The following is an 18,430-nucleotide window of genomic DNA, read 5'->3' on the forward strand; positions in this document are numbered from 1 at the left end:
TATGAAGATCTGGATCGATGCCGATGCCTGCCCGCGGGTGGTGAAGGAGATCCTGTTCCGGGCATCAAGCCGGCTGCAGGTGCCCCTGTGCCTGGTGGCCAACAAGAGCCTGTCCAGGCACGACGGCCCGCTGGTGGAGACCATTGTGGTGGCCGACGGTTTTGACGTGGCCGACGACTACATCGCCGAGCAGGCCGCCCCCACCGACCTGGTGGTGACCGCCGATGTGCCGCTGGCGGCCCGGATCGTGGCCAAGGGGGGCATTGCCCTGGACCCGCGCGGCGAACAGTACAGCGAGGAGTCCATCGGCGACCGCCTGGCGCTGCGTGACCTGATGTCTGAGCTGCGCGATACCGGCATGATCCGGGGGGGCGGACCGCCGCCCTTCAGCATGAGCGACCGCAACCGCTTTGCCTCGGCCCTGGACAGCCTGCTGCACAAGCTGCTGCGGGGAGAGCGGCCATGACCAAACAACAGCTCGTTGCCGCCATCATCGCCCGGCTTGAGGCCGATCTGGCCCTGTTCACCGCCGCGGCCCTGCATGCCCACCATGCCGCCACCCACGAGGAGTGCCAGCCGGACAACAAGTACGACACCACCGCCCTGGAGGCATCTTACCTTGCCCAGGGACAGGCCAACCGGGCCCAGGAGATCCGGCAAGCCCTGGAGGCCTACCGCAGCCTTGAGTTGCAGACGTTCGACGCCGACACGCCGCTGCGCCTGAGCGCCCTGGTGACCCTGGAGGACGAAGAGGGCAGGGAACGGCGGCTGTTCATCGGCCCCCGGGCCGGTGGTATGAAGCTGGCCGCTCCCGAGGGGGAGATCGTGGTGATCACCCCGGCCGCGCCATTGGGGAAGCGGCTGCTGGGGCTCACCATGGGCGATGAGCTGCAAGGGGTGGACGCCGGCACGGGGACGGTCTACACTGTCGTGGCCGTGACCTGACGCCGCGGCACACACCACTACGGATGCCCTGCCATGACACCTGCCATTAACGCCGAACGCCTGCTGACGACATTTATCGAGTTGTGCGCCATCGACGCCGAGCCGACCCGGGAACGGGCCATGGCCGACCGGCTGACCGCGCTCCTGCACGACCTGGGGTTCACGGTGACCGAGGACGACGCCGGCACGCGGCTGGGGGGCACCGCCGGCAACCTGTACGCCACGCTGGCGGGCACCGGTCCCGGCGAGACGCTGCTCTTTTCCTGCCACATGGACCGGGTGGTGCCCGGCGCCGGGGTGAAGCCGCGGCACGAGGGGGAGTACATCGTCAGCGACGGCAGCACCGTGCTGGGGGCCGACGACGTGGCCGGGCTGGCGGCGGTGCTGGAAGGGATCTCCGCTGTCCGGGAGCAGGGGCTGCCCCATCCGCCGCTGGAACTGGTGTTCAGCGTGGCCGAGGAGCTGTCGCTTCTGGGGATCGAGCAGTTCGACATGACATCGATTGTTTCCCGCTGCGGGTTCGTGCTGGATGCCGGCGGGCCGGTGGGGGAGATCGTGGTCAGGGCACCGGAGCAGGTGCGGCTGTCCGCCGTGATTCACGGCCGTGCCGCCCATGCCGGTATCGCGCCGGAGGAGGGGATTTCCGCCATACGGATTGCAGCCACGGCCATTGCACGGATGCAACTGCTGCGGATCGACGACGAAACCACGGCCAATATCGGCAGTATCCGGGCCGACGGGCCGACCAATATTGTCCCCGACCGCTGCGAGCTGAGCGCCGAGGCCCGCTCCACCGACCCAACCCGTCTGGCGGAGCAGGTGGCGCTGATGCGGCAGGCCCTGGAGGATGCGGCCCGGGAAGCGGACGGCCGGGTGGAGATCAGCGTGCGTTCCAACTACCGTTCGTACCGGCTCGATCCGGACGCTGTTCCGGTGCGCCGTGCCGAAGCCGCGGCCCGGCGTCTCGGCCTGCCGGTGCGCCACCGCTCCACCGGCGGCGGTTCCGACGCCAATTTTTTCAACGAGCGGGGTATTCCCACGGCCGTGCTCTGCTGCGGTTTTGAAAAGGTCCATACCTGCGAAGAGCGGATGGCCGTATCCCAACTGACGCTGCTGGCGCAATGGGTGGCGGCCATCCTGACCGGCGCGTGACAGGGAAACCCGGCGACCCGCCGCACAAATCACTCCGCCTCGGGTGGCTCTTCCGCTAACAGGTTGTTGAAAAACTCAGGTTGTTCAAAAATAGTCAGATCGTCGCACCCGCAAAAAGCCCCACGGAGGCGTAGCAGCGCTACGCCGCACACGGGGGCTTTTGAGGACGGCGGCGAGATGGCTGTTTTTGAGCGGCCTGCTAATAAAGGAGCACCATGGCACTCACCGCAACCATCCACAAGGCAACCATCACCCTGTCCGACATCGACCGCGGCGTGTACGAAACCCTGACCGCAACCGCGGCCCGGCATCCCTCCGAGACCGCGGAGCGGCTGGCGGCCCGGCTGCTGGCCCTTGCTGTGTTTTACGAGGAGGGGCTGACCTTCACCAAGGGGCTCTGCGCCGGCGATGAGCCGGATATCTGGGTCAAGGGGGGTGACGACCGGGTACGGCTGTGGGTTGAGGTGGGGCTGCCCGAGAGCGACCGGATCGTCAAGGCTGGCCGCCATGCCGAACGGGTGGCGTTGCTGGCCTGCGGCCGGGCCCTGGCGACCTGGCAGCAGCAGCATCTGCCCCGGCTGGCCGGTGTCGCCAACCTGACCGTCATCGCCATTGACCAGCCGTTTCTCGCGGCCCTGGTGGAGCGGCTGGAGCGGGTCGTTTCCTGGTCCATCACCATTACCGAAGGGGTCTGCTACCTGACCATCGGCGACGAAACCCTGGAGACGGCGCTCCAGCGGCTTTGCTGATATCTTCCGGCCCCGTGTCTGCGGGTCAGCCGGTTTCCGCTGCGCTCTTTGCTGTTGCCGGCAGCAGCAGGGAGAGGAGCAGACCGGCCAGCAGGAACGCGGCTCCCAGGGCAAAGCTGGTGGTGGCGGCCCGGCCTGCCGGATAGGTGTCCTTGAGCAGCGCCACCAGCTGCGGCCCGGCAATGCCGGCGGCGGACCAGGCGGTGAGGATGGCGCCGTACACGGCCGGCATCAGTCCGGCGCCGAACCGGTCGAGGATGAAGGACGGCATGGTGCCGAAGCCGCCGCCGTAGCAGAGCAGGATGTAGCAGACCAGCAGGGCGAAGAGCCAGGGGGAGCCGGTCTGCATGAGCAGGAGAAAGGCGACGAGCTGGCTGCCGAGCAGCAGGCGGAAGGTTGCCCGGCGGCCGATCCGGTCCGAAATGCCGCCCCAGACAAAGCGGCCCACGCCGTTGAACAGGGAGCTGACCGCGATCAGGGTTGCGCCGTAGCGAGCCAGGGTTGCCGGGTCCGCGGTCATCCCGGCCTTGCTGCAGATATCCTGGAACAGGGGCGACTGAAAGCCGATGATGGCGATGCCGGCGGCGATGTTGCAGAAGAAGATCAGCCAGAGCAGGGCAAAATCACCGGAGAGGATGCAGTCACGGGCGCTGCGGCTGCCGCTGCCCGCTGCGGCGGCGGTAGCGGTGGCCGGCTGCACCATCCCCGCCGGCTGCCAGCCGGGGGGCGGGTTGACGATGCCGGTTGCGGCCGGGACCGTCACCAGCAGGAACAGTCCCCCCATGGCGGTGAACGCTGCGGGAAGGTTGCCGGGAAAAAGCTGCAGCAGGAACGGGGCGATGACCTTGGACATGAGCAGGGCGCCGAAGCCGAACCCCATAACCACCAGGCCGGTGGCGAACCCCTTGCGGTCGGGAAACCAACGGGCCACTGTGGCCACCGGCGTGACGTAGCCGAGTCCGAGCCCGGTACCCCCCAGCAGGCCGTACCCCAGGTAGAGGAGCGGCAAGGAGCGCAGGGAGAGGGCCAGGGCCGCCACCAGGTAGCCGGCGGCAAACAGGATGCCTCCCGCCTGGGCCAGCCGGGTCGGTCCCAGTTTCGGCAACAGCAGCCCCCCGGCCGCCGCAGCCAGACCGAGACAGCAGATGGCAAGGCTGAAGGCCCAGGCAACCTGGCTGTTGCTCCAGCCGTAGCTGTCCGTCAGCGGCTTCTGGAAAAAGCTCCAGGCGTAGACCGTGCCGAGGCAGATCATCAGCAGGGTGCCGGCGGCGGCAACGATCCAGCGGTTGTGTGTCGGTTGCACGGGAGTCCCCCCTGTCAGGGTTTTGAAAAACTGTTCCGCATGGTACGAAAAGAGGCCAGGGGATGAACATCCCGTGGCCTCTTGCGTTGTCAGCCTGCGGCGTTGATTACAGCTGGACGTCCAGCTCGTTCTGGACCAGCTGTTCCCGCACCTGCTTTTTCCTGATCAGCACCAGTTCGCCGCTGTTGGTCTTCATGACCGCCCCCGGCTTGCGGTGGGAGTTGTAGTTCTCCGGCGACATGCTTTCGGAGTAGGCCCCGGTGCCGCCGATGACCACATAGTCGCCGATCTCCGGTTCAATGATCTCCACCGGCACGATGTTCCCGTCCTTGTCCAGGCGGACCGAGTCGCCGCTTTCGCAGCAGCGCCCCACGATACCGAAGGATTTCAGCCCGGCCGTGGGCGTCTGGTCGTACTCGCTGGAGAGCAGCGTGCCGTCCTGGCGCACGATGTATATCGGATGCTCGGAACCGTACAGAAGCGGTCGGGTCAGCAGTTCCATGCCGCCGTCCACGATCAGGAAGTTCATCTCGTTGGTGAATTTCTTGTCAATGATCCGGGTGACGATATGGCCGGAGTTGGCCACCACAAAGGTACCCGGCTCGATCTCCATTTCAAGCTCCCGGCCGGTGGCTGCCTTGAACTCCTCGATCCGGTGTTTGGCGTAGGCCCCCAGGGAGGCGATGTCGGCCTGTTTCTCACCCGGCATCCGGGCCACCTTCAGGCCGCCGCCGAAGCTGACGGTGACGGCATCCGGGAAGTAGTCCCGCACAAAACCCAGCTCGCGGTCGATGTTGGCCCGCCATTTTTCCGGATCGCCGCCGGAGCCGATATGGACGTGCACCTGGGTGAAGCGCAGCCCTTTTTCGTCGGCCATCGCCTTGACCCTGGGCACATCATTCAGGTGCACGCCGAAGCAGGAGTATTCGCTGCCGGTGTCCCGGGTGGCGCTTTCACCGCCGCCTGCCGCGCCCGGATGAACCCGGATGGAGAGGTCAACCTTGTTGGCCCCGGCAAAGTCGGCAATCAGTTGAAACTGCAGCAGGGAGCAGACGTTGTACCTGAGCCCCGCCTTGATCATCTCTTCCAGTTCGGCACGTTCCGTGCCCGACGGCACTTCCTGGGTGGTCAGCATCATCCGGCTGTAGGGAATGCCGGCTACATGGGCGCGGGCCGCCTCATCCAGGGAGGAGCAGTCCAGGTCCAGCCCCTTGTTGGTGACCACCCGCAGCACGGTGCGGTCGGAGTTGGCTTTCATGGCGTAGCGGACATGCAGGCCAAAGGCGTTGGGCATGTTAAGCAGTTGTTCGCAGCTGTTCTCGATATACTCCTGGTCGTGCAGGTAGATCGGGGTGCCCCATTGCGCGGCAATTTTCGGGATAACGGCGGCGTCCAGTTTGGTCGGACCAAAGTGTGTCATTGTGTCAACTCCATGGTAGGTAATGTACCCGGCACAGGGGGCAGTCGTTCCGGTCAGCCGAAGTAATGAGTTAATCTATGTAGCATTTTCGACCAGCGCGGCGCAATACCTCTCTGAAGCATTGCGGGCGGGCGGCGGTGTGCCGGGAAGAGCAGCGCTACGAAAAACGGCGGCCGGTGGGCCGCCGTCGGCGTTTCATCGCACCAGGTGGGAAGGGTCAGTCCGCTTTCCCCTGCTCAGCTGCCGCCTGATTGCAGCGTTCCACAACCTCCCGCAGCCAGGCGATCTCGTCGGGCAGGAACTGCTTCGAATACTCGGTCCCCACGTTCATGGCCATGTGGAGCGGCGGCACGGTGGTGGTGGCCAGCATGTGCCCCGGCACCGGCACCCAGGCGGTTTTTTCTCCTGCCCAGTTTTTCAGCCGCTCCTCGCTGTCGAAGATCATCAGGTAGTCGTTTCCGTCGGATTCGATGATCAGCGGCAGGACCTGCCCTTCCTCAAGGGTGACGTCGCCGCTCAGCTCGCTTTTGTCCAGAATCGGCACGCAGAAGGTGGTGTTGAGGAAGAGGTCGTAGAACTTCGACTGGCTGGTGGCATCGTCCATCCCTTCGCGCAGGGCCAAAAGCGCCTGGTCGAGGGGGCGTGCCTCCGCTGCCGGGTCACCCTCCCAGCGCTTGGTCACTTCGATCAGGTGATAGCCGAACTGGGTCTTGACCGGACCGAGCACCCTGTTCACGTCGCCGGTAAAGACCGCCGCATCGAACTCGGGCACCATCTGGCCGGGGTTGAAGGTGCCGAGATCGCCACCCTGCTGGCGGGAGGGGCAGGATGATTCGCGCCGGGCAACGTCGGCAAAGTCGGCGCCGGCTTCTATCTCGGCCTTGAGCTGCAGGCAGAGGGCTTCGGTATCCACGAGGATGTGGCGGGCATTCGCGGGCATGGGAACTCCTTACAAGGGATGGAACAGCCGGGGGATAGTAGCGGAATCGGGCAGGTATGGCAATCGGCATGATGCATGCCCGGGATGCTCTCCGTGTCTCCGACGCTCGTCATTCTGAACGCCATAATCCGCGTTTTTTCCGTAGGTGCTCTTTCCGCTATCGGGGCAGGAAACCGGCCTGTTGTCTAAAGGGAACGCGCCTGATGTTTTGTTTTGACAAGAATCAAGACAGAGGACTACTGTGTAAGTACACACACATCACAAAGGAGGGCATGCTCATGAAAACGCTGAAGAGCGCGATATCCGGAATGCTCGCCGTGGCAGCAGCTCTGCTGCTGGTGTCGAATATAGCCAGTGCGGCTGCCGTCGGTGTCATGACCAAGGATGGAATCGGCACCTACCTGACCGATGAAAAGGGGATGACCCTGTACCTGTTCAAGAAGGATACAGCGGGCACCAGTGCCTGTGCAGGTCCATGCGTCGAGAAATGGCCCCTGTTCACCGCTGAGGCGGTGACGGTTCCCAAAGAGCTGCGGGCCGGAGACTTCGGAGTCATAGTGCGGAGCGACGGCAAAAAGCAGACAACCTACAAGGGAATGCCGTTGTACTACTTTTTCAAGGATATGAAGCCGGGGGACACGGCCGGCCAAGGGGTGAACAGTGTCTGGCACGTGGCCGTTCCCTAGCCGGCAACGGAACGATCTGCCTTGACAGAGGACGGCCCCAGGGCCGTCCTCTGTTTGTTTGCAGGCATGAACCGTTGCGCAGAGGCGGCATGGCAGGGTAGAGTCAACGCCTGCTGCAGCGGGGAACCTGCCTGGTATTTCATGGCCATGACGGACCGTGCACTGCCGCACACATGATACTGCAAGCTGGATGGGGAGGCTGGATGGAAACCGTCAGGCACGATGAGCCGCTGCCGGGGCGCTATCGGCACTACAAAGGGGGCGAATACGAGGTTGTCGGCACGGCCCGTCACAGTGAAACCGGCGAACGGCTGGTGGTCTATCGCTGCCTGTACGACAATAATTCCCTCTGGGTGCGGCCGGTGGCCATGTTCATGGAGACAGTGGTGGTGAATGGCCGGGAGCTGCCGCGCTTTGCCCGCGACACTATCCCGGCTGGCGAAGGTGGAGACCGGTCGTGACCAGCGGTTCCGTCCGTACCCTGTACGGCCGCATCTACGCCCTGGTCCATCAGGTGCCGCCGGGACGGGTGACCACCTACGGGCGTATTGCCCGGCTGCTCGGCTGTACGGCCCGCACCGTGGGGTTTGCCATGGCAGCGCTGCCGGCCGGTCATGACGTTCCCTGGCAGCGGGTGATCAACAGCCGGGGGATGGTCAGCCCGCGCCGTACCGGCGACGGCACGCTGATCCAGCGGCTGGCCCTGGAGTCCGAAGGGGTGCGGTTTGACGAGCATGGTCGGATCGAGCTGGCCGTGTATGGCTGGCAGCCGGCCCGGGCCGATACGGACGATGACGGTCTCCCGCCCTGATAGCCATGCTTGCAATCGTTTGGTCTGTCGGGTGAGAATCCTGCCATGAACAGCATGCCGGAACATACCGCGACACGGGTCGTGCGGGAGATCGAACGGCTCAAGCGCCGGGTCGTCTGGGCCGAGCGGGCCGGAAAAGAGCCGGAGCGGCAGATCGCGTTCCTGTACCGGGCAGCCGACCGGTTCGGCAGCCGCCTGTTTGCCCAGAGCTTCTGCCGGACCGAAGCGGGGGGCAGCGGCTGCGCCACCGGTTCCTGCTGTTGCTGTCGTCCCGACGTGTTTGCCTGGGAGCGGACGATCCTGGACCTGCTGCCGCAGCAACGGGACAACAACGGTTTCTGTCCCTTTTTCAATCAGGTCAGGCGGAACTGCGGCATCTACGGCATGCGCCCCTTTGCCTGCCGGATCTACTACAATGTCGCAGCCTCCCGCCACTCCTGCCGGAACCCCGCTGAAGTGATGCTGGGGCTCTTCGCGTTTCTCAAACCCCATCTGGAGCGGATCATCGGTCCGTACCAGGGGGGCTACGGCGGCTGATGTTTGCTGACGTCTTCTGGTCTGAAAGGTGCCGTACGAATGTTTGACGCGCTGTTCTGGGATAACGACGGGGTGCTGATGGAGACCGAGCACCTCTACTACCGGGCCAATGCCGCGGCCCTGGCCGACGTGGGGGTGGAGCTGACCCTTGACGACTTCCGCCGCATCTCCCTGCGCCGGGGAGAGAGTGTGCTTGCCCTGGCCGGCGGTGACGGGACGGAACTGCGCCGGCGCCGCGACGAAATCTACTTCCGGCTGCTGGGTGAAGAGGCGCGGGTGATCAGCGGGGTGCGGGACACCCTGGAGCAGCTCCACGGCCGGTTTGCCATGGCCATTGTCACCAGCTGCCGGCGGGAGCATTTTGTGCAGATGCACCGGGAGAGCGGCCTGCTGGATTATTTTGACTTCATCCTCACCCGCGAGGACTACGCGGTCTCCAAGCCGGACCCGGAGCCGTACCGCACCGCCTGCATCCGGGCCGGGATTCATCCGGCCCGCTGCCTGGCCATCGAGGATTCGGAGCGGGGGGTGGTTTCCGCCGCCCGCGCCGGGCTGTGCGTGGCGGCGATTCCCGGTGAACTGAACCGCGGCGGCGATTTCAGCGCTGCCCGCTGGCTGTTGCAGGAAATAGGCGAGCTGCCGGCGCTGCTGGGTCCCGGTTAGCGGGGCTGCGGGAGAGTGCCGCCGGGTGCGGGCACAAGAAAGGGCCGGTCCGTTTCCGTGAAACAGCCGGCCCTTTCGACTGCCTGCGGCGTGTTCAGTGTGCGGTGCTCCGGCCTTCCTCCTCCTCCCGTTCCCCGGCGGGAAGAATCTGGTTGAGCAGCACCGCCAGCACGCCGCAGAGGCTGATCCCCTGCAGGCTGAAGCTGCCGATGGTGAGCCCCAGGCCGCCGATGCCGGTGACCAGGGTGACGGAGACGATGCAGAGGTTGCGCGGCTTCATCAGGTCCACCCTGCCGTCGATGATGGTTTTCAGGCCGATGCCGGCGATGGAGCCGAAGAGCAGGATCATGATGCCGCCCATGACCGGCAGCGGGATCGTCTGCAGCAGGGCGCCGAATTTGCCGACAAAGGCCATCATGATGGCGAAGCAGGCGGCCCAGGTCATCACGACCGGGTTGTAGTTGCGGGTGAGCATGACCGCACCGGTCACTTCGCCGTAGGTGGTGACCGGCGGACCGCCGAAGAGACCAACGACGCTGACCGCCAGGCCGTCTCCCAGCAGGGTGCGGTGCAGTCCGGGCTGTTCGGTGTAGTCGCGGCCGACCACGGAACCGATGGCCAGGATGCCGCCGACATGCTCCACCACCGGAGCGATGGCCACCGGGATCATGAAAAGGATGGCCGCCAGGTTGAATTCGGGGCGGCCGAACTGCGGTACCGCCAGCCAGGGAGCGTTGAGCACGCTGCTGAAGTCAACCAGGCCGAGAGCGAGCGAGGTGCCGTAGCCCACCGCCACCCCCACCAGGATCGGAACCAGCTTGAGCAGGCCGCGGGCATGGATGGCGGTCAGCATGGTTGCGGTCAGGGAGATGGCGGCCACGGCCAGGGCGGTGCCGTGGGGCACGACCTGGCTGTCCCCCGCCTTGCCGGTGGCCATGTTGACGGCCACCTGGGCGAGCCCCAGGCCGATGACCATGACCACCGGGCCGATGACCACCGGCGGCAGCAGGCGATGGATGAAATCGACCCCGCGCCACTTGACGAGGCCGGCGGCCACGTAATAGAAGAAACTGGCGGCGGCCAGGGCGCCGATGGTTGCCGGCATCCCCCAGGTTTTCACGGCATAGATCACCGGCGCGATAAAGGCGAAGGAGGAGCCGAGGTAGATCGGCACCTGCCGTTTGGTGCAGAGCTGGAAGATTAGGGTGCCGATCCCCGCCCCCAGCAGGGCCAGGCTGGGGTTGAGGCCGGTCAGCAGGGGAACGAGGACGGTGGCGCCGAAGGCGACGAAGAGAATCTGGGCGCCGGCAAGGGCGGTGCGCCAGACCGGATCGGGCGTGCTGGTCATGGTTCGGGGCTCCTATTTCGTGCCGAAGATTTTATCCCCGGCATCGCCGAGCCCGGGAAGAATGTAGCCGCGTTCGTTGAGCCGTTCGTCGATGGAGGCAACGTAAATCTCCACGTCGGGATGGGCGCTGGTAATCCGCTCGATCCCCTCGGGGACGGCGACCAGGAAGAGTCCCTTGATCCGTTGGCAGCCGGTCTCCTTGAGCATCTCGATGGTTGCCAGCAGCGAACCGCCGGTGGCGAGCATCGGGTCGATGATCAGGGCGGTGCGCTCCTCCATGCCGGTGGCGAATTTTTCGTAGTAGGAGACCGGTTCCAGCGTCTCCTCGTTGCGGTAGAGTCCCACCACGCTGACCCGGGCGCTGGGGATCATGTCCAGGACGCCGTTCATCATCCCCAGGCCGGCACGCAGGATCGGCACTACCGTGATCTTCTTCCCCTTGATCTGCCGGACCTCGACCGGCCCGGCCCAGCCGGTGACGGTGATGGTCTCGGTCTCCAGGTCCTTGGTTGCCTCGTAGGTCAGCAGCCGCGCGATTTCGGAGGCCAGTTCGCGGCACTGCTTGGTGCTCAGATCCGCTTTGCGCAGCAGACCGATTTTATGCTGGATCAGGGGGTGCTTGACTTCGTAGACGGCCACGGTGCGGCTCCTCCGGCGGGTGGGGTGGGTGGTGAAGCGAAGAAAATACAGGCCAACGAGCCACAGGTCAAGAGGCTGCAGGCAGGAGCGGGCCGGGGACAGTCAGTGCCGTACCCCGGCCGGGCAGCGCTGCCGCTTTCGGTGCCGTGGCGCACGGGAATGCGGTACACCTGTTCGTTATCCGGTCAGGGAAGGGAGTACGCGGGAAGATGAAAATTCAGACGGTCGGCATCGAGCAGCGTCCCAAGGTATACGCCCTGTTGGAGCGGGCGTTTCCCGGCAGCAGCTATGAGGTGACGCTGGTGCGGCAGCTCCACGGAAACGGCACGCCGCTCCACGAATGGGTCTGCATCCAGAGCGGCAGGGTGATCGCCTACCTTGCCTTTACCAACGCCTACCACGGCAGGGAGGTGTGCGGGCTGCACCTGGCGCCCATGGCGGTGGCACCGGATTTTCAGCGCCGGGGGGTGGGGTCGGAGTTGCTGCGCTTTGCCCTGCGCCAGGAGGCGATCAGGAATCAGCCGCTGTTCGTGCTGGGGGAGCCGGACTACTACCGGCGGTTCGGTTTTGAACCCTGCAAGCAGCCGCTCTGCCCCTTTGACAACAACAACGCCCACTTCATGAGCATGCGCAGCGATCCGGCCTCCGCTTTCACGGTGGGGTACGAACCGGCGTTTAGAAGCGGTACGTCGCTGCAGAAGCGCCGGCGGCGTCCGCGCTGACGGGGCTGTGCCGGCCGGTTTCCCGGTCAGCGCCGTCGCACCAGAACGAGCCCGGCTAGGCCGACGCCGAGCAAGAGCAGGCTGGAGGGTTCCGGGACCGGTGCGGCATCGGCGTAGAGCAGCGTGGTGACTGCCGGCCTGCCGCTGTCCATGCTTTCGGATACCGCCAGGTAGACGCCCTGGATGAGGTAGTCGTCAAGACGGGGGTTGGACACCACCTGGTGCCGGATGACGCTCCCCTGGCTGAAGCCGTAGATGACCGGCAGCAGCGTGCCGAACTGCCGCGCCTCCTCCGTGGTGAAGGGATAGCCGGTGATGGTACGGATGAAATAGTCGCCGGAGTCGCTGCCCGGAGGAAGCGGGGGGCCGGACCAGTAGGCAAGGGTCCTGCCGACATCGGCGGCATGGACCCTGAACATGACGAAATAATCCATATCGCCGATGCCTACCGTAAAATAGCCGGGCTGGTTGTCCGGTGCCGACGCAAACAGTTCCTGGCCGGCAGCCTCCGCAGCGGCGGAAACGTCGTATTCGGCGATGACTATCCGGGTTGCCGCCGCCGGGGCCGGCAGTACGCAGAGCAGTAGTGCGAGCGCGAGAAACAGTCCTTTCATGTGATCCCCCTCCCCTGCCGCAGATGGCATGGCGTCTGTTCGGATGACGTAGCTGCAGCCTGCATGCCACGAGGGTGACCGCTGCCAACTGCCTGATCTGGCGAGATAAACGCAGGTCTGCCTATCCTCGCTGCAGACGCCGGCGACGTAAACTGTAAACTGTCCGGACGGAGCTGACGGGTTTATCGACGCTTGCATGTCACAAAGGTTCTTTTCCTTTCTGGTCCGCGGCGGTAAGCTGCTTCTGCGGCCGATGTCCCTCATTTCCAACCGACCGCAGCGGGAGCGACCATGCAGACGAGCAGCCATCCCTTTCAGAACCTGACCCCCGATTTGATCATGGACGCCGTGGAAAGCCAGGGGTTCCGCTGCGACTGTCGCAACCTGGCCCTGAACAGCTACGAAAACCGGGTCTACCTGGTGGGGATCGAGGAAGAACGGCCGCTGATCGCCAAATTTTACCGTCCCGGCCGCTGGAGCGACGAGCAGATTGTCGAGGAGCACCGGTTCTGCCGGGAGCTGGCCGATCACGAGCTGCCGGTGGTGGCTCCCTGGTGCGCCGCTGCGGGCGAAAGTCTGTTCAGGTACTGCGGCTTCAGTTTCGCTCTCTATCCGCAACAGGGGGGGCATGCGCCGGAGTTCGACAATCTGGACAACCTGCTGATCCTGGGACGGATACTGGGGCGGATGCACCGCATCGGCGGGGTGGCCGCCTTCCGGCATCGGCCCGCTCTTGACAGCACGAGTTTCGGCTACGAGAGCGTGGAGCTGATCCGTGAGCATTTCATCCCGGCGGAGTATCGCGACAGTTACACCTCCCTGACCGGCCAGCTCCTTGAGAAGATCGACCGGCGGCTGGCGGAGGCGGGGCCGGTTCGTTCCATCCGCGTTCATGGCGACTGCCACAGCGGCAACATCCTCTGGCGTGACAATGCCCCTCATTTTGTCGATTTCGACGATGCCCGCATGGCTCCGGCGGTGCAGGATCTCTGGATGATGCTCTCCGGCGACCGCCGTCGCCGTCTGGCTCAGCTTGATACCCTGCTGGAGGGGTATGGCGAGTTTCATGACTTCGATCCGGCGGAGCTGCGGCTGATCGAGCCGCTGCGCACCCTGCGCATGCTGCACTACAGTGCCTGGCTGGCCCGGCGCTGGGACGATCCGGTCTTTCCGGCCACCTTTCCCTGGTTCAACACCGTGCGCTACTGGGGGGAGCATATTCTGGAACTGCGTGAGCAGCTGGCCGCCCTGGACGAACCTCCCCTGGCAGTGCATTGAGCGGAATGCGCGAGCGACAAGGGGCGTTGACATCCCCGCCCGCAGCCGGTATATCACCCCCATGAAACGATGCCTGCCCCTACTGCTACCGCTGTTGCTGCTGTGCAGCGCACCGGTCCTGGCCACCGAGGAATACGCCGGCCGCACCGGTAAGAGCTGTGCCGCCTGCCACGTCGATCCGGCCGGCGGCGGTGAATTGACGGCAGAAGGCACGGCCTTTGCCACCTCCCTTGGCAGCGAAGCGTCCCGCCCCGCCCTGTCGCCTGCCGCCAGGGGCCTGCGCTTCGTTGCCGGTTATCTGCACCTGCTTACCGCCATCCTCTGGTTCGGCACCATCCTCTATGTCCACTTGGTGCTCAAACCGGCCTACGCCTCCAGCGGCCTGCCCCGCGGCGAGCTGCGGGTGGGTATCGCCTCCATGGCCGTCATGGGGATCACCGGCATCATCCTTACCACCTTCCGGGTCGCCTCCCCGGAGCTTCTGCTGCACTCCCGCTTCGGTGTTCTGTTGCTGGTCAAGATTTCCCTCTACCTGGTGATGGTCACGTCGGCGACCTTCGTGATCACGGTGATCGGCCCCCGCCTGCGCAGAAAGCGGACGGAGGAGGCTGTGCTGGTGACCAGCGGCGAGATGAGTATCGAAGAGTTGTCCCGTTGCGACGGTGCGGAAGGGCGCCCGGCTCTCTTCGCCTTCAACGGCACCATCTATGATGCGACCGCCAGCCGTCTCTGGAAGCAGGGAAATCACATGGGGCGTCACCAGGCCGGCAGCGACCTGACCGAAGTGCTCTCCCAGGCCCCCCACGGTACCGAGCAGGTGGAGCGGCTGCCGGCAGTGGGACGCCTGGTGCCCGGCCTGACGCGGCCGGCACCGTTGCACGAGCGGGTCTTCTTCTTCATGGCCTACATGAATCTGGCAATCGTCTTCCTGATCGTGCTGATCCTGGCGCTCTGGCGCTGGTGGTAGGGACGGCTCCCCGTCCGCGCTCCTCCTGGAACGCTGGCACTCCCAGAACCGTGCGGTCCTGGTCCCTTGACCGTTGCGGCCGCTTCGCGTAGTCTGCGGTTGACAGGTTCCGGCGCACCGCCGGCAGCACTAACGCGATAACGAGGGGACCATGCAGAATCTGCTTACCGCACTGAAACAGGAGCATGAGGCGTTGAAGGCCCAGGTGGCCCTGATCAAGCAGCACGGGGTGGTCACGCCTGACGGGTTTGCCGGACTGCAGCGGCTGCGCGAAATCCTGCATGCCCATGTTCTGCACGAGGATCTGGACCTCTATCCCCGTCTGGAACAGGCCGCTGTCCGGGACGACAACCTGCGGACGCTGCTCGACCGCTTTCGGGGGGAGATGCAGGAGATCACTGCCGAGGCGAACCAGTTCTACCAGCGGTACAGCGCTCCGGTTCAGTCGCTGGACTACGCCCGCGACGTGGCCCGCCTGTTCTCGCTGCTCACCAACCGGATCGTGACCGAAGAGGCGGTGCTCTATCCTTATCTGGAGAAGGCACCGTGACGGCTGCCGGCAGACCGTGAAGTTCACCCTGCTGACCCATTTCAAGGAGTTTCCCAAACGCTCCAACACCGGGCGCATGGTACTGGAGGTGCTGGGGAATGCTGCCGAGCAGGTGCGCTGGGAGCGGACCCGTCCGCCGGAGCAGTTGCTCCGGGAAATCGAGGCCGGCGATGTGGCGCTGGTCTATCCCGGACGCGGCGATGAGCCGGCTGCGGACCTTTCCGGCATCAGTCAGTTCATCATCATCGACGGTACCTGGCATGAAGCCCGCCACATCCACCAGCGCAGCCCCTATCTGCAGCGGGCCCGCAGGGTTGCCCTGAAACCGGGAAAAGCGTCGCGCTACAACCTGCGCAAGAACCAGAAGGAGGCGGGGCTTTGCACTGCCGAGTGCGTGATCGAGATTCTGCGCTGCCTGGGAGAGAATGCCACGGCTGAGCGACTGGAACAGGTGTTTTTGGCGAACATGCGACCCCGGTCGGCCATGGGCGCCGCCGGAAGCGAGCCGTTCAACGAATGAGCATCGAAAGGGAGGGTGCCATGCAGAGTGCCATTGCCACTGCCATCGGTCTTGCCAGCGAGCCGGTGGCCCTGCTGTTGACCGATGAGAAGCCGGAAGGAGCGTTGCAGTTCGACGAAGGGAAATGGGGCTGCGTGGTGAGCATGTTCGGCGCAGCGGCAACCAAGGGAAAGATTGCCGTGTTCGACAGCCGCTCCTACGGCTGCTTCGGTGGCGGCGTTGCCCTGGGGTTCGGCAATACCTACCGGCAGTTTCCCGGCAGTATGCAGGGGTTTTGCAACTTTCTCTCCAGCGGTAACGAGGGGTGGGAGCCGGGGGAGGCGATCGCTGCCGGGATGGAAGCGGGGGGGGCACGCAAGGAATTCGTGCAGCACTTCCTGCACGGAGAGCGCTACAAGCAGAGCCCGGAGCTGGTACGCCAGTTTGTCGAGGAACTGCCGATGACCGAGGTGGCCAGTCGCTATGTAGCCTTTGTACCGTTCAACCGCCTTGAGCCGGGCCAGGGGGAGCCGGCCTCGGTGACCATGCTGGTGACCAGCGACCAGCTCGCCGCCCTGGTGGTGCTGGCCAACTACGACCGTCCCGGCCTCGAGAACGTGGCCATTCCCTACGTTGCCGGCTGCCAGTCCATCGGCATCCTCTCCTACCGTGAGGCACAGCGCGAACAGCCACGCTGCATCGCCGGGCTGATGGACCTGTCGGCCCGGGCCTACCTTCGCTCCCAGACGGGCAGGGATGTCCTGACCTTCACCATGCCCTACCGGCGCTTCCTGGAGATGGAGGCGTGCGTCGCGGGCAGTTTTCTGGAGCAGCATCCCTGGCTGACGCTGAAAGGCGAAGCCTGAGTACGGTTCCGATGGAGACGAGTCAGAGCATACGGATGGAAAAAGTCTGCTACCGGGTGGGGGGACGGATTATTTTGACCGATTTCGACCTGGTACTGGAGCGGGGGGTAAACCGTACCATCCTGGGGGTGAGTGGTGCCGGCAAGACCACGATCCTCAAGCTGATGCTGGGCCTGATCCATCCCCAGAGCGGCCGGATCCATATCGGCGACCTGGAAATCACCGGCCGCTCCGAGGCAGAGTATCGGGAACAGCGCAAGAAGATCGCCATCGTTTTTCAGGGAGGGGCGCTGTTCGACTCCATGACCGTGGGAGAGAACGTCGGCTACCGGCTGTTTGAGGAGGGGCGGCTTCCCGAAGCGGAGATTGAGGAGATCGTCCGGGAAAAGTTGCGTTTTGTCGGGGTGGAGGCGGCTCTTGACCTCTATCCGGCCGAGCTGTCCGGCGGCATGAAGAAGCGGGTGGCCATCGCCCGGGCCCTGGCCGCCGATCCCGAGTACATCTTCTTCGACGAGCCCACCACCGGCCTGGACCCGATCGGAGTCTACAACATCGTCTCCCTGATGCGCCGGCTGCAGCAGGCCGGTAAGACCACCCTGATGGTGACCCACGATCTGCCCACCGCCTTTGCTACCTCCCAGCGTTTCTCGGTGCTGCACGAAAGCAGGCTGGCGTTCGAGGGGACCGAGGAAGAGTTGCGCAGGTGCCCGCTTTCCACGGTGCGGGAGTTCCTGCATCCCACCGACGCATCCCTCTTCGTCTGAGTATGCTGTTGTGCGGACCGGCGGAGCGTCGTATCAGCTGCGAACGGAAAACGGGGGCGGATATGCTGACATATCCGCCCCCGTTTGTCCTGTAGTGCCGGTCCGAAAAGTGGTGCTATTTCGTGTAGCCCAGCTTGGAGGAAATTTCGTCGGCCGCCTTGATGACCAGCGGTACCAGTTCTCGCTCGATACGCTCGGTGCCGAAACGCATGGAGGGACCGGAGATGCTGACGGCACCGATGATCCGGCGGGTATAATCCCGGATCGGCGCGCTGACGCACTTCACCCCTTCATCCAGCTCCTCGTCGTCGACTGCATACCCCTGCTCGGCAACAACGCGCAGCTGCCGTTTCAGTTCTTCCCGGTCGGTGATGGTGTTGGGCGTGAACCGCTGCAGCTCGCGGTTCGGCAGGTACTGATCCAGCTCCTCCTCACTCATGTGGGCGATCTGGGCTTTGCCGGCGGCGGTGCAGTAGGCCGGCAGGCGGGAGCCGACCCGGGGAACGACCCGCACCGTCATGGTGGTTTCCACCGTGTCGAGATAGATGATATGGAAATCCTTCAGCACGGAAACGTAGATGGTTTCGTTGCATTCACGGACCAGTGCTTCCAGGATCGGTTTGGACTGACGCAGCAGGCCCATCTGTTTGATGAACGTCTGGCCCAGTTCCAGGGTTTTCAAGCCCAGCCGGTAGTTTTCCGTAACGCGATTCTGTTCGATATAGCCACGGGACTCCAGGGTGGCCAACAGCCGGAATACATTGTTTTTGTGCAGCTTCAGCCGCTTGGAGAGTTCCGTGACCCCCAGCTCGTCAACCTCGTCGTGAAACTGCTCCAGAAGGTCCAGGGCGTGGGAAACCGCCTGGATCAGATATTCGGATTTTTCTTTGCGTGCCATGATAGCGCCTCTGCTTCCTGGATACGTGGTGGTAAGCACACTGCACAGGCCAAGTGTCTTCTAAATATAGAAACTTGTT

23 protein-coding genes and 1 pseudogene are annotated in these 18,430 nt (G+C 64.5%); 16 read left to right on the top strand and 8 right to left on the bottom strand.

Features of this window, described 5'->3' with window-relative positions; translation table 11 throughout:
• Position 1: 1 nt before the first annotated feature.
• From RAK07_RS01260 to RAK07_RS01275, 4 genes are all read left to right on the top strand, one after another.
• The gene (locus tag RAK07_RS01260; protein ID WP_305731049.1) at positions 2-466 is read left to right on the top strand and encodes a YaiI/YqxD family protein; all 465 of its coding nucleotides are present in this window, start codon (positions 2-4) and stop codon (positions 464-466) included.
• Complete coding sequence (locus tag RAK07_RS01265) at positions 463-945, top strand: transcription elongation factor GreAB (RefSeq protein ID WP_305731050.1); 483 nt, start codon at positions 463-465, stop codon at positions 943-945. The genes RAK07_RS01260 and RAK07_RS01265 overlap by 4 nt, the downstream gene beginning before the upstream one ends.
• 33 nt (positions 946-978) lie before the next feature.
• On the top strand, positions 979-2,097 hold the full coding sequence (locus tag RAK07_RS01270; RefSeq protein WP_305731051.1) for a M20/M25/M40 family metallo-hydrolase: 1,119 nt from the start codon (positions 979-981) through the stop codon (positions 2,095-2,097).
• 215 nt (positions 2,098-2,312) lie between these two features.
• A complete protein-coding gene (locus tag RAK07_RS01275; RefSeq protein WP_305731052.1) occupies positions 2,313-2,846 on the top strand; it encodes a YaeQ family protein in 534 nt (177 codons plus the stop codon).
• A gap of 25 nt (positions 2,847-2,871) precedes the next feature.
• Here the strand turns inward: RAK07_RS01275 and RAK07_RS01280 are convergent, their stop codons facing one another.
• The 4 genes and pseudogenes from RAK07_RS01280 to RAK07_RS01295 form a co-directional block, all read right to left on the bottom strand.
• Positions 2,872-4,149 carry an L-lactate MFS transporter gene (locus RAK07_RS01280; protein WP_305731053.1) on the bottom strand — a complete coding sequence of 426 codons (1,278 nt, stop codon included), beginning with the start codon at positions 4,147-4,149 and terminating at the stop codon, positions 2,872-2,874.
• 106 nt (positions 4,150-4,255) lie between these two features.
• On the bottom strand, positions 4,256-5,569 hold the full coding sequence (locus RAK07_RS01285) for a diaminopimelate decarboxylase (protein WP_305731054.1): 1,314 nt from the start codon (positions 5,567-5,569) through the stop codon (positions 4,256-4,258).
• Between the two features lie 217 nt (positions 5,570-5,786).
• Positions 5,787-6,251, bottom strand: a complete 465-nt coding sequence (locus RAK07_RS01290) for an SseB family protein (protein WP_305733457.1) — start codon at positions 6,249-6,251, stop codon at positions 5,787-5,789.
• Positions 6,234-6,509, bottom strand: a pseudogene (locus RAK07_RS01295) (peptidylprolyl isomerase); the annotation flags it as partial. The pseudogene RAK07_RS01295 and the gene RAK07_RS01290, both read right to left, overlap by 18 nt.
• A 278-nt stretch (positions 6,510-6,787) precedes the next feature.
• On the opposite strand from RAK07_RS01295, the gene RAK07_RS01300 reads away from it, so the two are divergent.
• From RAK07_RS01300 to RAK07_RS01320, 5 genes are all read left to right on the top strand, one after another.
• Positions 6,788-7,195: a COG4315 family predicted lipoprotein gene (locus RAK07_RS01300; protein WP_305731055.1), complete on the top strand. Its 408-nt coding sequence runs from the start codon at positions 6,788-6,790 to the stop codon at positions 7,193-7,195.
• 203 nt (positions 7,196-7,398) lie between these two features.
• On the top strand, positions 7,399-7,656 hold the full coding sequence (locus RAK07_RS01305; RefSeq protein WP_305731056.1) for a DUF1653 domain-containing protein: 258 nt from the start codon (positions 7,399-7,401) through the stop codon (positions 7,654-7,656).
• The gene (locus RAK07_RS01310) at positions 7,653-8,006 is read left to right on the top strand and encodes an MGMT family protein (RefSeq protein ID WP_305731057.1); all 354 of its coding nucleotides are present in this window, start codon (positions 7,653-7,655) and stop codon (positions 8,004-8,006) included. The genes RAK07_RS01305 and RAK07_RS01310 overlap by 4 nt, the downstream gene beginning before the upstream one ends.
• Before the next feature lie 45 nt (positions 8,007-8,051).
• Positions 8,052-8,543, top strand: coding sequence for a YkgJ family cysteine cluster protein (locus RAK07_RS01315; protein ID WP_305731058.1), 492 nt, complete (start codon positions 8,052-8,054; stop codon positions 8,541-8,543).
• A gap of 39 nt (positions 8,544-8,582) precedes the next feature.
• On the top strand, positions 8,583-9,206 hold the full coding sequence (locus RAK07_RS01320) for an HAD family hydrolase (RefSeq protein ID WP_305731059.1): 624 nt from the start codon (positions 8,583-8,585) through the stop codon (positions 9,204-9,206).
• A gap of 94 nt (positions 9,207-9,300) precedes the next feature.
• On the opposite strand, the gene RAK07_RS01325 is transcribed toward RAK07_RS01320, so the two are convergent.
• A complete protein-coding gene (locus tag RAK07_RS01325) occupies positions 9,301-10,554 on the bottom strand; it encodes a uracil-xanthine permease family protein (protein WP_305731060.1) in 1,254 nt (417 codons plus the stop codon).
• Positions 10,555-10,566: 12 nt separating this feature from the next.
• Positions 10,567-11,193, bottom strand: a complete 627-nt coding sequence (gene upp, locus RAK07_RS01330; protein ID WP_305731061.1) for a uracil phosphoribosyltransferase — start codon at positions 11,191-11,193, stop codon at positions 10,567-10,569.
• Between the two features lie 209 nt (positions 11,194-11,402).
• On the opposite strand from upp, the gene RAK07_RS01335 reads away from it, so the two are divergent.
• Positions 11,403-11,915 (top strand): GNAT family N-acetyltransferase, encoded by a 513-nt coding sequence (locus RAK07_RS01335; RefSeq protein WP_305731062.1) that lies wholly within the window; start codon positions 11,403-11,405, stop codon positions 11,913-11,915.
• Between the two features lie 26 nt (positions 11,916-11,941).
• On the opposite strand, the gene RAK07_RS01340 is transcribed toward RAK07_RS01335, so the two are convergent.
• Positions 11,942-12,529, bottom strand: a complete 588-nt coding sequence (locus RAK07_RS01340) for a PEP-CTERM sorting domain-containing protein (RefSeq protein ID WP_305731063.1) — start codon at positions 12,527-12,529, stop codon at positions 11,942-11,944.
• Positions 12,530-12,820: 291 nt separating this feature from the next.
• On the opposite strand from RAK07_RS01340, the gene RAK07_RS01345 reads away from it, so the two are divergent.
• The 6 genes from RAK07_RS01345 to RAK07_RS01370 all read left to right on the top strand — a co-directional run bounded on the left by RAK07_RS01345 (position 12,821) and on the right by RAK07_RS01370 (position 17,453).
• Positions 12,821-13,807 carry an SrkA family protein kinase gene (locus RAK07_RS01345; RefSeq protein ID WP_305731064.1) on the top strand — a complete coding sequence of 329 codons (987 nt, stop codon included), beginning with the start codon at positions 12,821-12,823 and terminating at the stop codon, positions 13,805-13,807.
• Positions 13,808-13,868: 61 nt separating this feature from the next.
• Positions 13,869-14,774 (top strand): cytochrome b5 domain-containing protein, encoded by a 906-nt coding sequence (locus tag RAK07_RS01350; RefSeq protein ID WP_305731065.1) that lies wholly within the window; start codon positions 13,869-13,871, stop codon positions 14,772-14,774.
• Between the two features lie 151 nt (positions 14,775-14,925).
• Positions 14,926-15,324 (top strand): hemerythrin domain-containing protein, encoded by a 399-nt coding sequence (locus RAK07_RS01355; protein WP_305731066.1) that lies wholly within the window; start codon positions 14,926-14,928, stop codon positions 15,322-15,324.
• Complete coding sequence (locus RAK07_RS01360) at positions 15,305-15,844, top strand: DTW domain-containing protein (protein WP_374215770.1); 540 nt, start codon at positions 15,305-15,307, stop codon at positions 15,842-15,844. The genes RAK07_RS01355 and RAK07_RS01360 overlap by 20 nt, the downstream gene beginning before the upstream one ends.
• A 20-nt stretch (positions 15,845-15,864) precedes the next feature.
• Complete coding sequence (locus RAK07_RS01365) at positions 15,865-16,689, top strand: DUF169 domain-containing protein (protein WP_305731068.1); 825 nt, start codon at positions 15,865-15,867, stop codon at positions 16,687-16,689.
• Between the two features lie 11 nt (positions 16,690-16,700).
• A complete protein-coding gene (locus RAK07_RS01370; protein ID WP_305731069.1) occupies positions 16,701-17,453 on the top strand; it encodes an ABC transporter ATP-binding protein in 753 nt (250 codons plus the stop codon).
• Positions 17,454-17,568: 115 nt separating this feature from the next.
• Here RAK07_RS01370 and RAK07_RS01375 read toward each other — a convergent pair whose 3' ends face one another.
• On the bottom strand, positions 17,569-18,351 hold the full coding sequence (locus RAK07_RS01375; protein ID WP_305731070.1) for an IclR family transcriptional regulator: 783 nt from the start codon (positions 18,349-18,351) through the stop codon (positions 17,569-17,571).
• Positions 18,352-18,430 lie beyond the last annotated feature (79 nt).

The organism is Trichlorobacter ammonificans (genome assembly GCF_933509905.1).
Taxonomy (GTDB): Bacteria; Desulfobacterota; Desulfuromonadia; order Geobacterales; family Pseudopelobacteraceae; genus Trichlorobacter; species Trichlorobacter ammonificans.

What these genes read in the sequence shown, in the direction of transcription:
- RAK07_RS01260 (WP_305731049.1), top strand. Translation starts at nt 2, where the DNA reads ATGAAGATCTGGATCGATGCCGATGCCTGCCCGCGGGTGGTGAAGGAG.
- RAK07_RS01265 (WP_305731050.1), top strand. Translation starts at nt 463, where the DNA reads ATGACCAAACAACAGCTCGTTGCCGCCATCATCGCCCGGCTTGAGGCC.
- RAK07_RS01270 (WP_305731051.1), top strand. Translation starts at nt 979, where the DNA reads ATGACACCTGCCATTAACGCCGAACGCCTGCTGACGACATTTATCGAG.
- RAK07_RS01275 (WP_305731052.1), top strand. Translation starts at nt 2,313, where the DNA reads ATGGCACTCACCGCAACCATCCACAAGGCAACCATCACCCTGTCCGAC.
- RAK07_RS01285 (WP_305731054.1), bottom strand. Translation starts at nt 5,569, where the DNA reads ATGACACACTTTGGTCCGACCAAACTGGACGCCGCCGTTATCCCGAAA.
- RAK07_RS01300 (WP_305731055.1), top strand. Translation starts at nt 6,788, where the DNA reads ATGAAAACGCTGAAGAGCGCGATATCCGGAATGCTCGCCGTGGCAGCA.
- RAK07_RS01305 (WP_305731056.1), top strand. Translation starts at nt 7,399, where the DNA reads ATGGAAACCGTCAGGCACGATGAGCCGCTGCCGGGGCGCTATCGGCAC.
- RAK07_RS01315 (WP_305731058.1), top strand. Translation starts at nt 8,052, where the DNA reads ATGAACAGCATGCCGGAACATACCGCGACACGGGTCGTGCGGGAGATC.
- RAK07_RS01320 (WP_305731059.1), top strand. Translation starts at nt 8,583, where the DNA reads ATGTTTGACGCGCTGTTCTGGGATAACGACGGGGTGCTGATGGAGACC.
- RAK07_RS01325 (WP_305731060.1), bottom strand. Translation starts at nt 10,554, where the DNA reads ATGACCAGCACGCCCGATCCGGTCTGGCGCACCGCCCTTGCCGGCGCC.
- RAK07_RS01335 (WP_305731062.1), top strand. Translation starts at nt 11,403, where the DNA reads ATGAAAATTCAGACGGTCGGCATCGAGCAGCGTCCCAAGGTATACGCC.
- RAK07_RS01340 (WP_305731063.1), bottom strand. Translation starts at nt 12,529, where the DNA reads ATGAAAGGACTGTTTCTCGCGCTCGCACTACTGCTCTGCGTACTGCCG.
- RAK07_RS01345 (WP_305731064.1), top strand. Translation starts at nt 12,821, where the DNA reads ATGCAGACGAGCAGCCATCCCTTTCAGAACCTGACCCCCGATTTGATC.
- RAK07_RS01350 (WP_305731065.1), top strand. Translation starts at nt 13,869, where the DNA reads ATGAAACGATGCCTGCCCCTACTGCTACCGCTGTTGCTGCTGTGCAGC.
- RAK07_RS01355 (WP_305731066.1), top strand. Translation starts at nt 14,926, where the DNA reads ATGCAGAATCTGCTTACCGCACTGAAACAGGAGCATGAGGCGTTGAAG.
- RAK07_RS01365 (WP_305731068.1), top strand. Translation starts at nt 15,865, where the DNA reads ATGCAGAGTGCCATTGCCACTGCCATCGGTCTTGCCAGCGAGCCGGTG.
- RAK07_RS01370 (WP_305731069.1), top strand. Translation starts at nt 16,701, where the DNA reads ATGGAGACGAGTCAGAGCATACGGATGGAAAAAGTCTGCTACCGGGTG.
- RAK07_RS01375 (WP_305731070.1), bottom strand. Translation starts at nt 18,351, where the DNA reads ATGGCACGCAAAGAAAAATCCGAATATCTGATCCAGGCGGTTTCCCAC.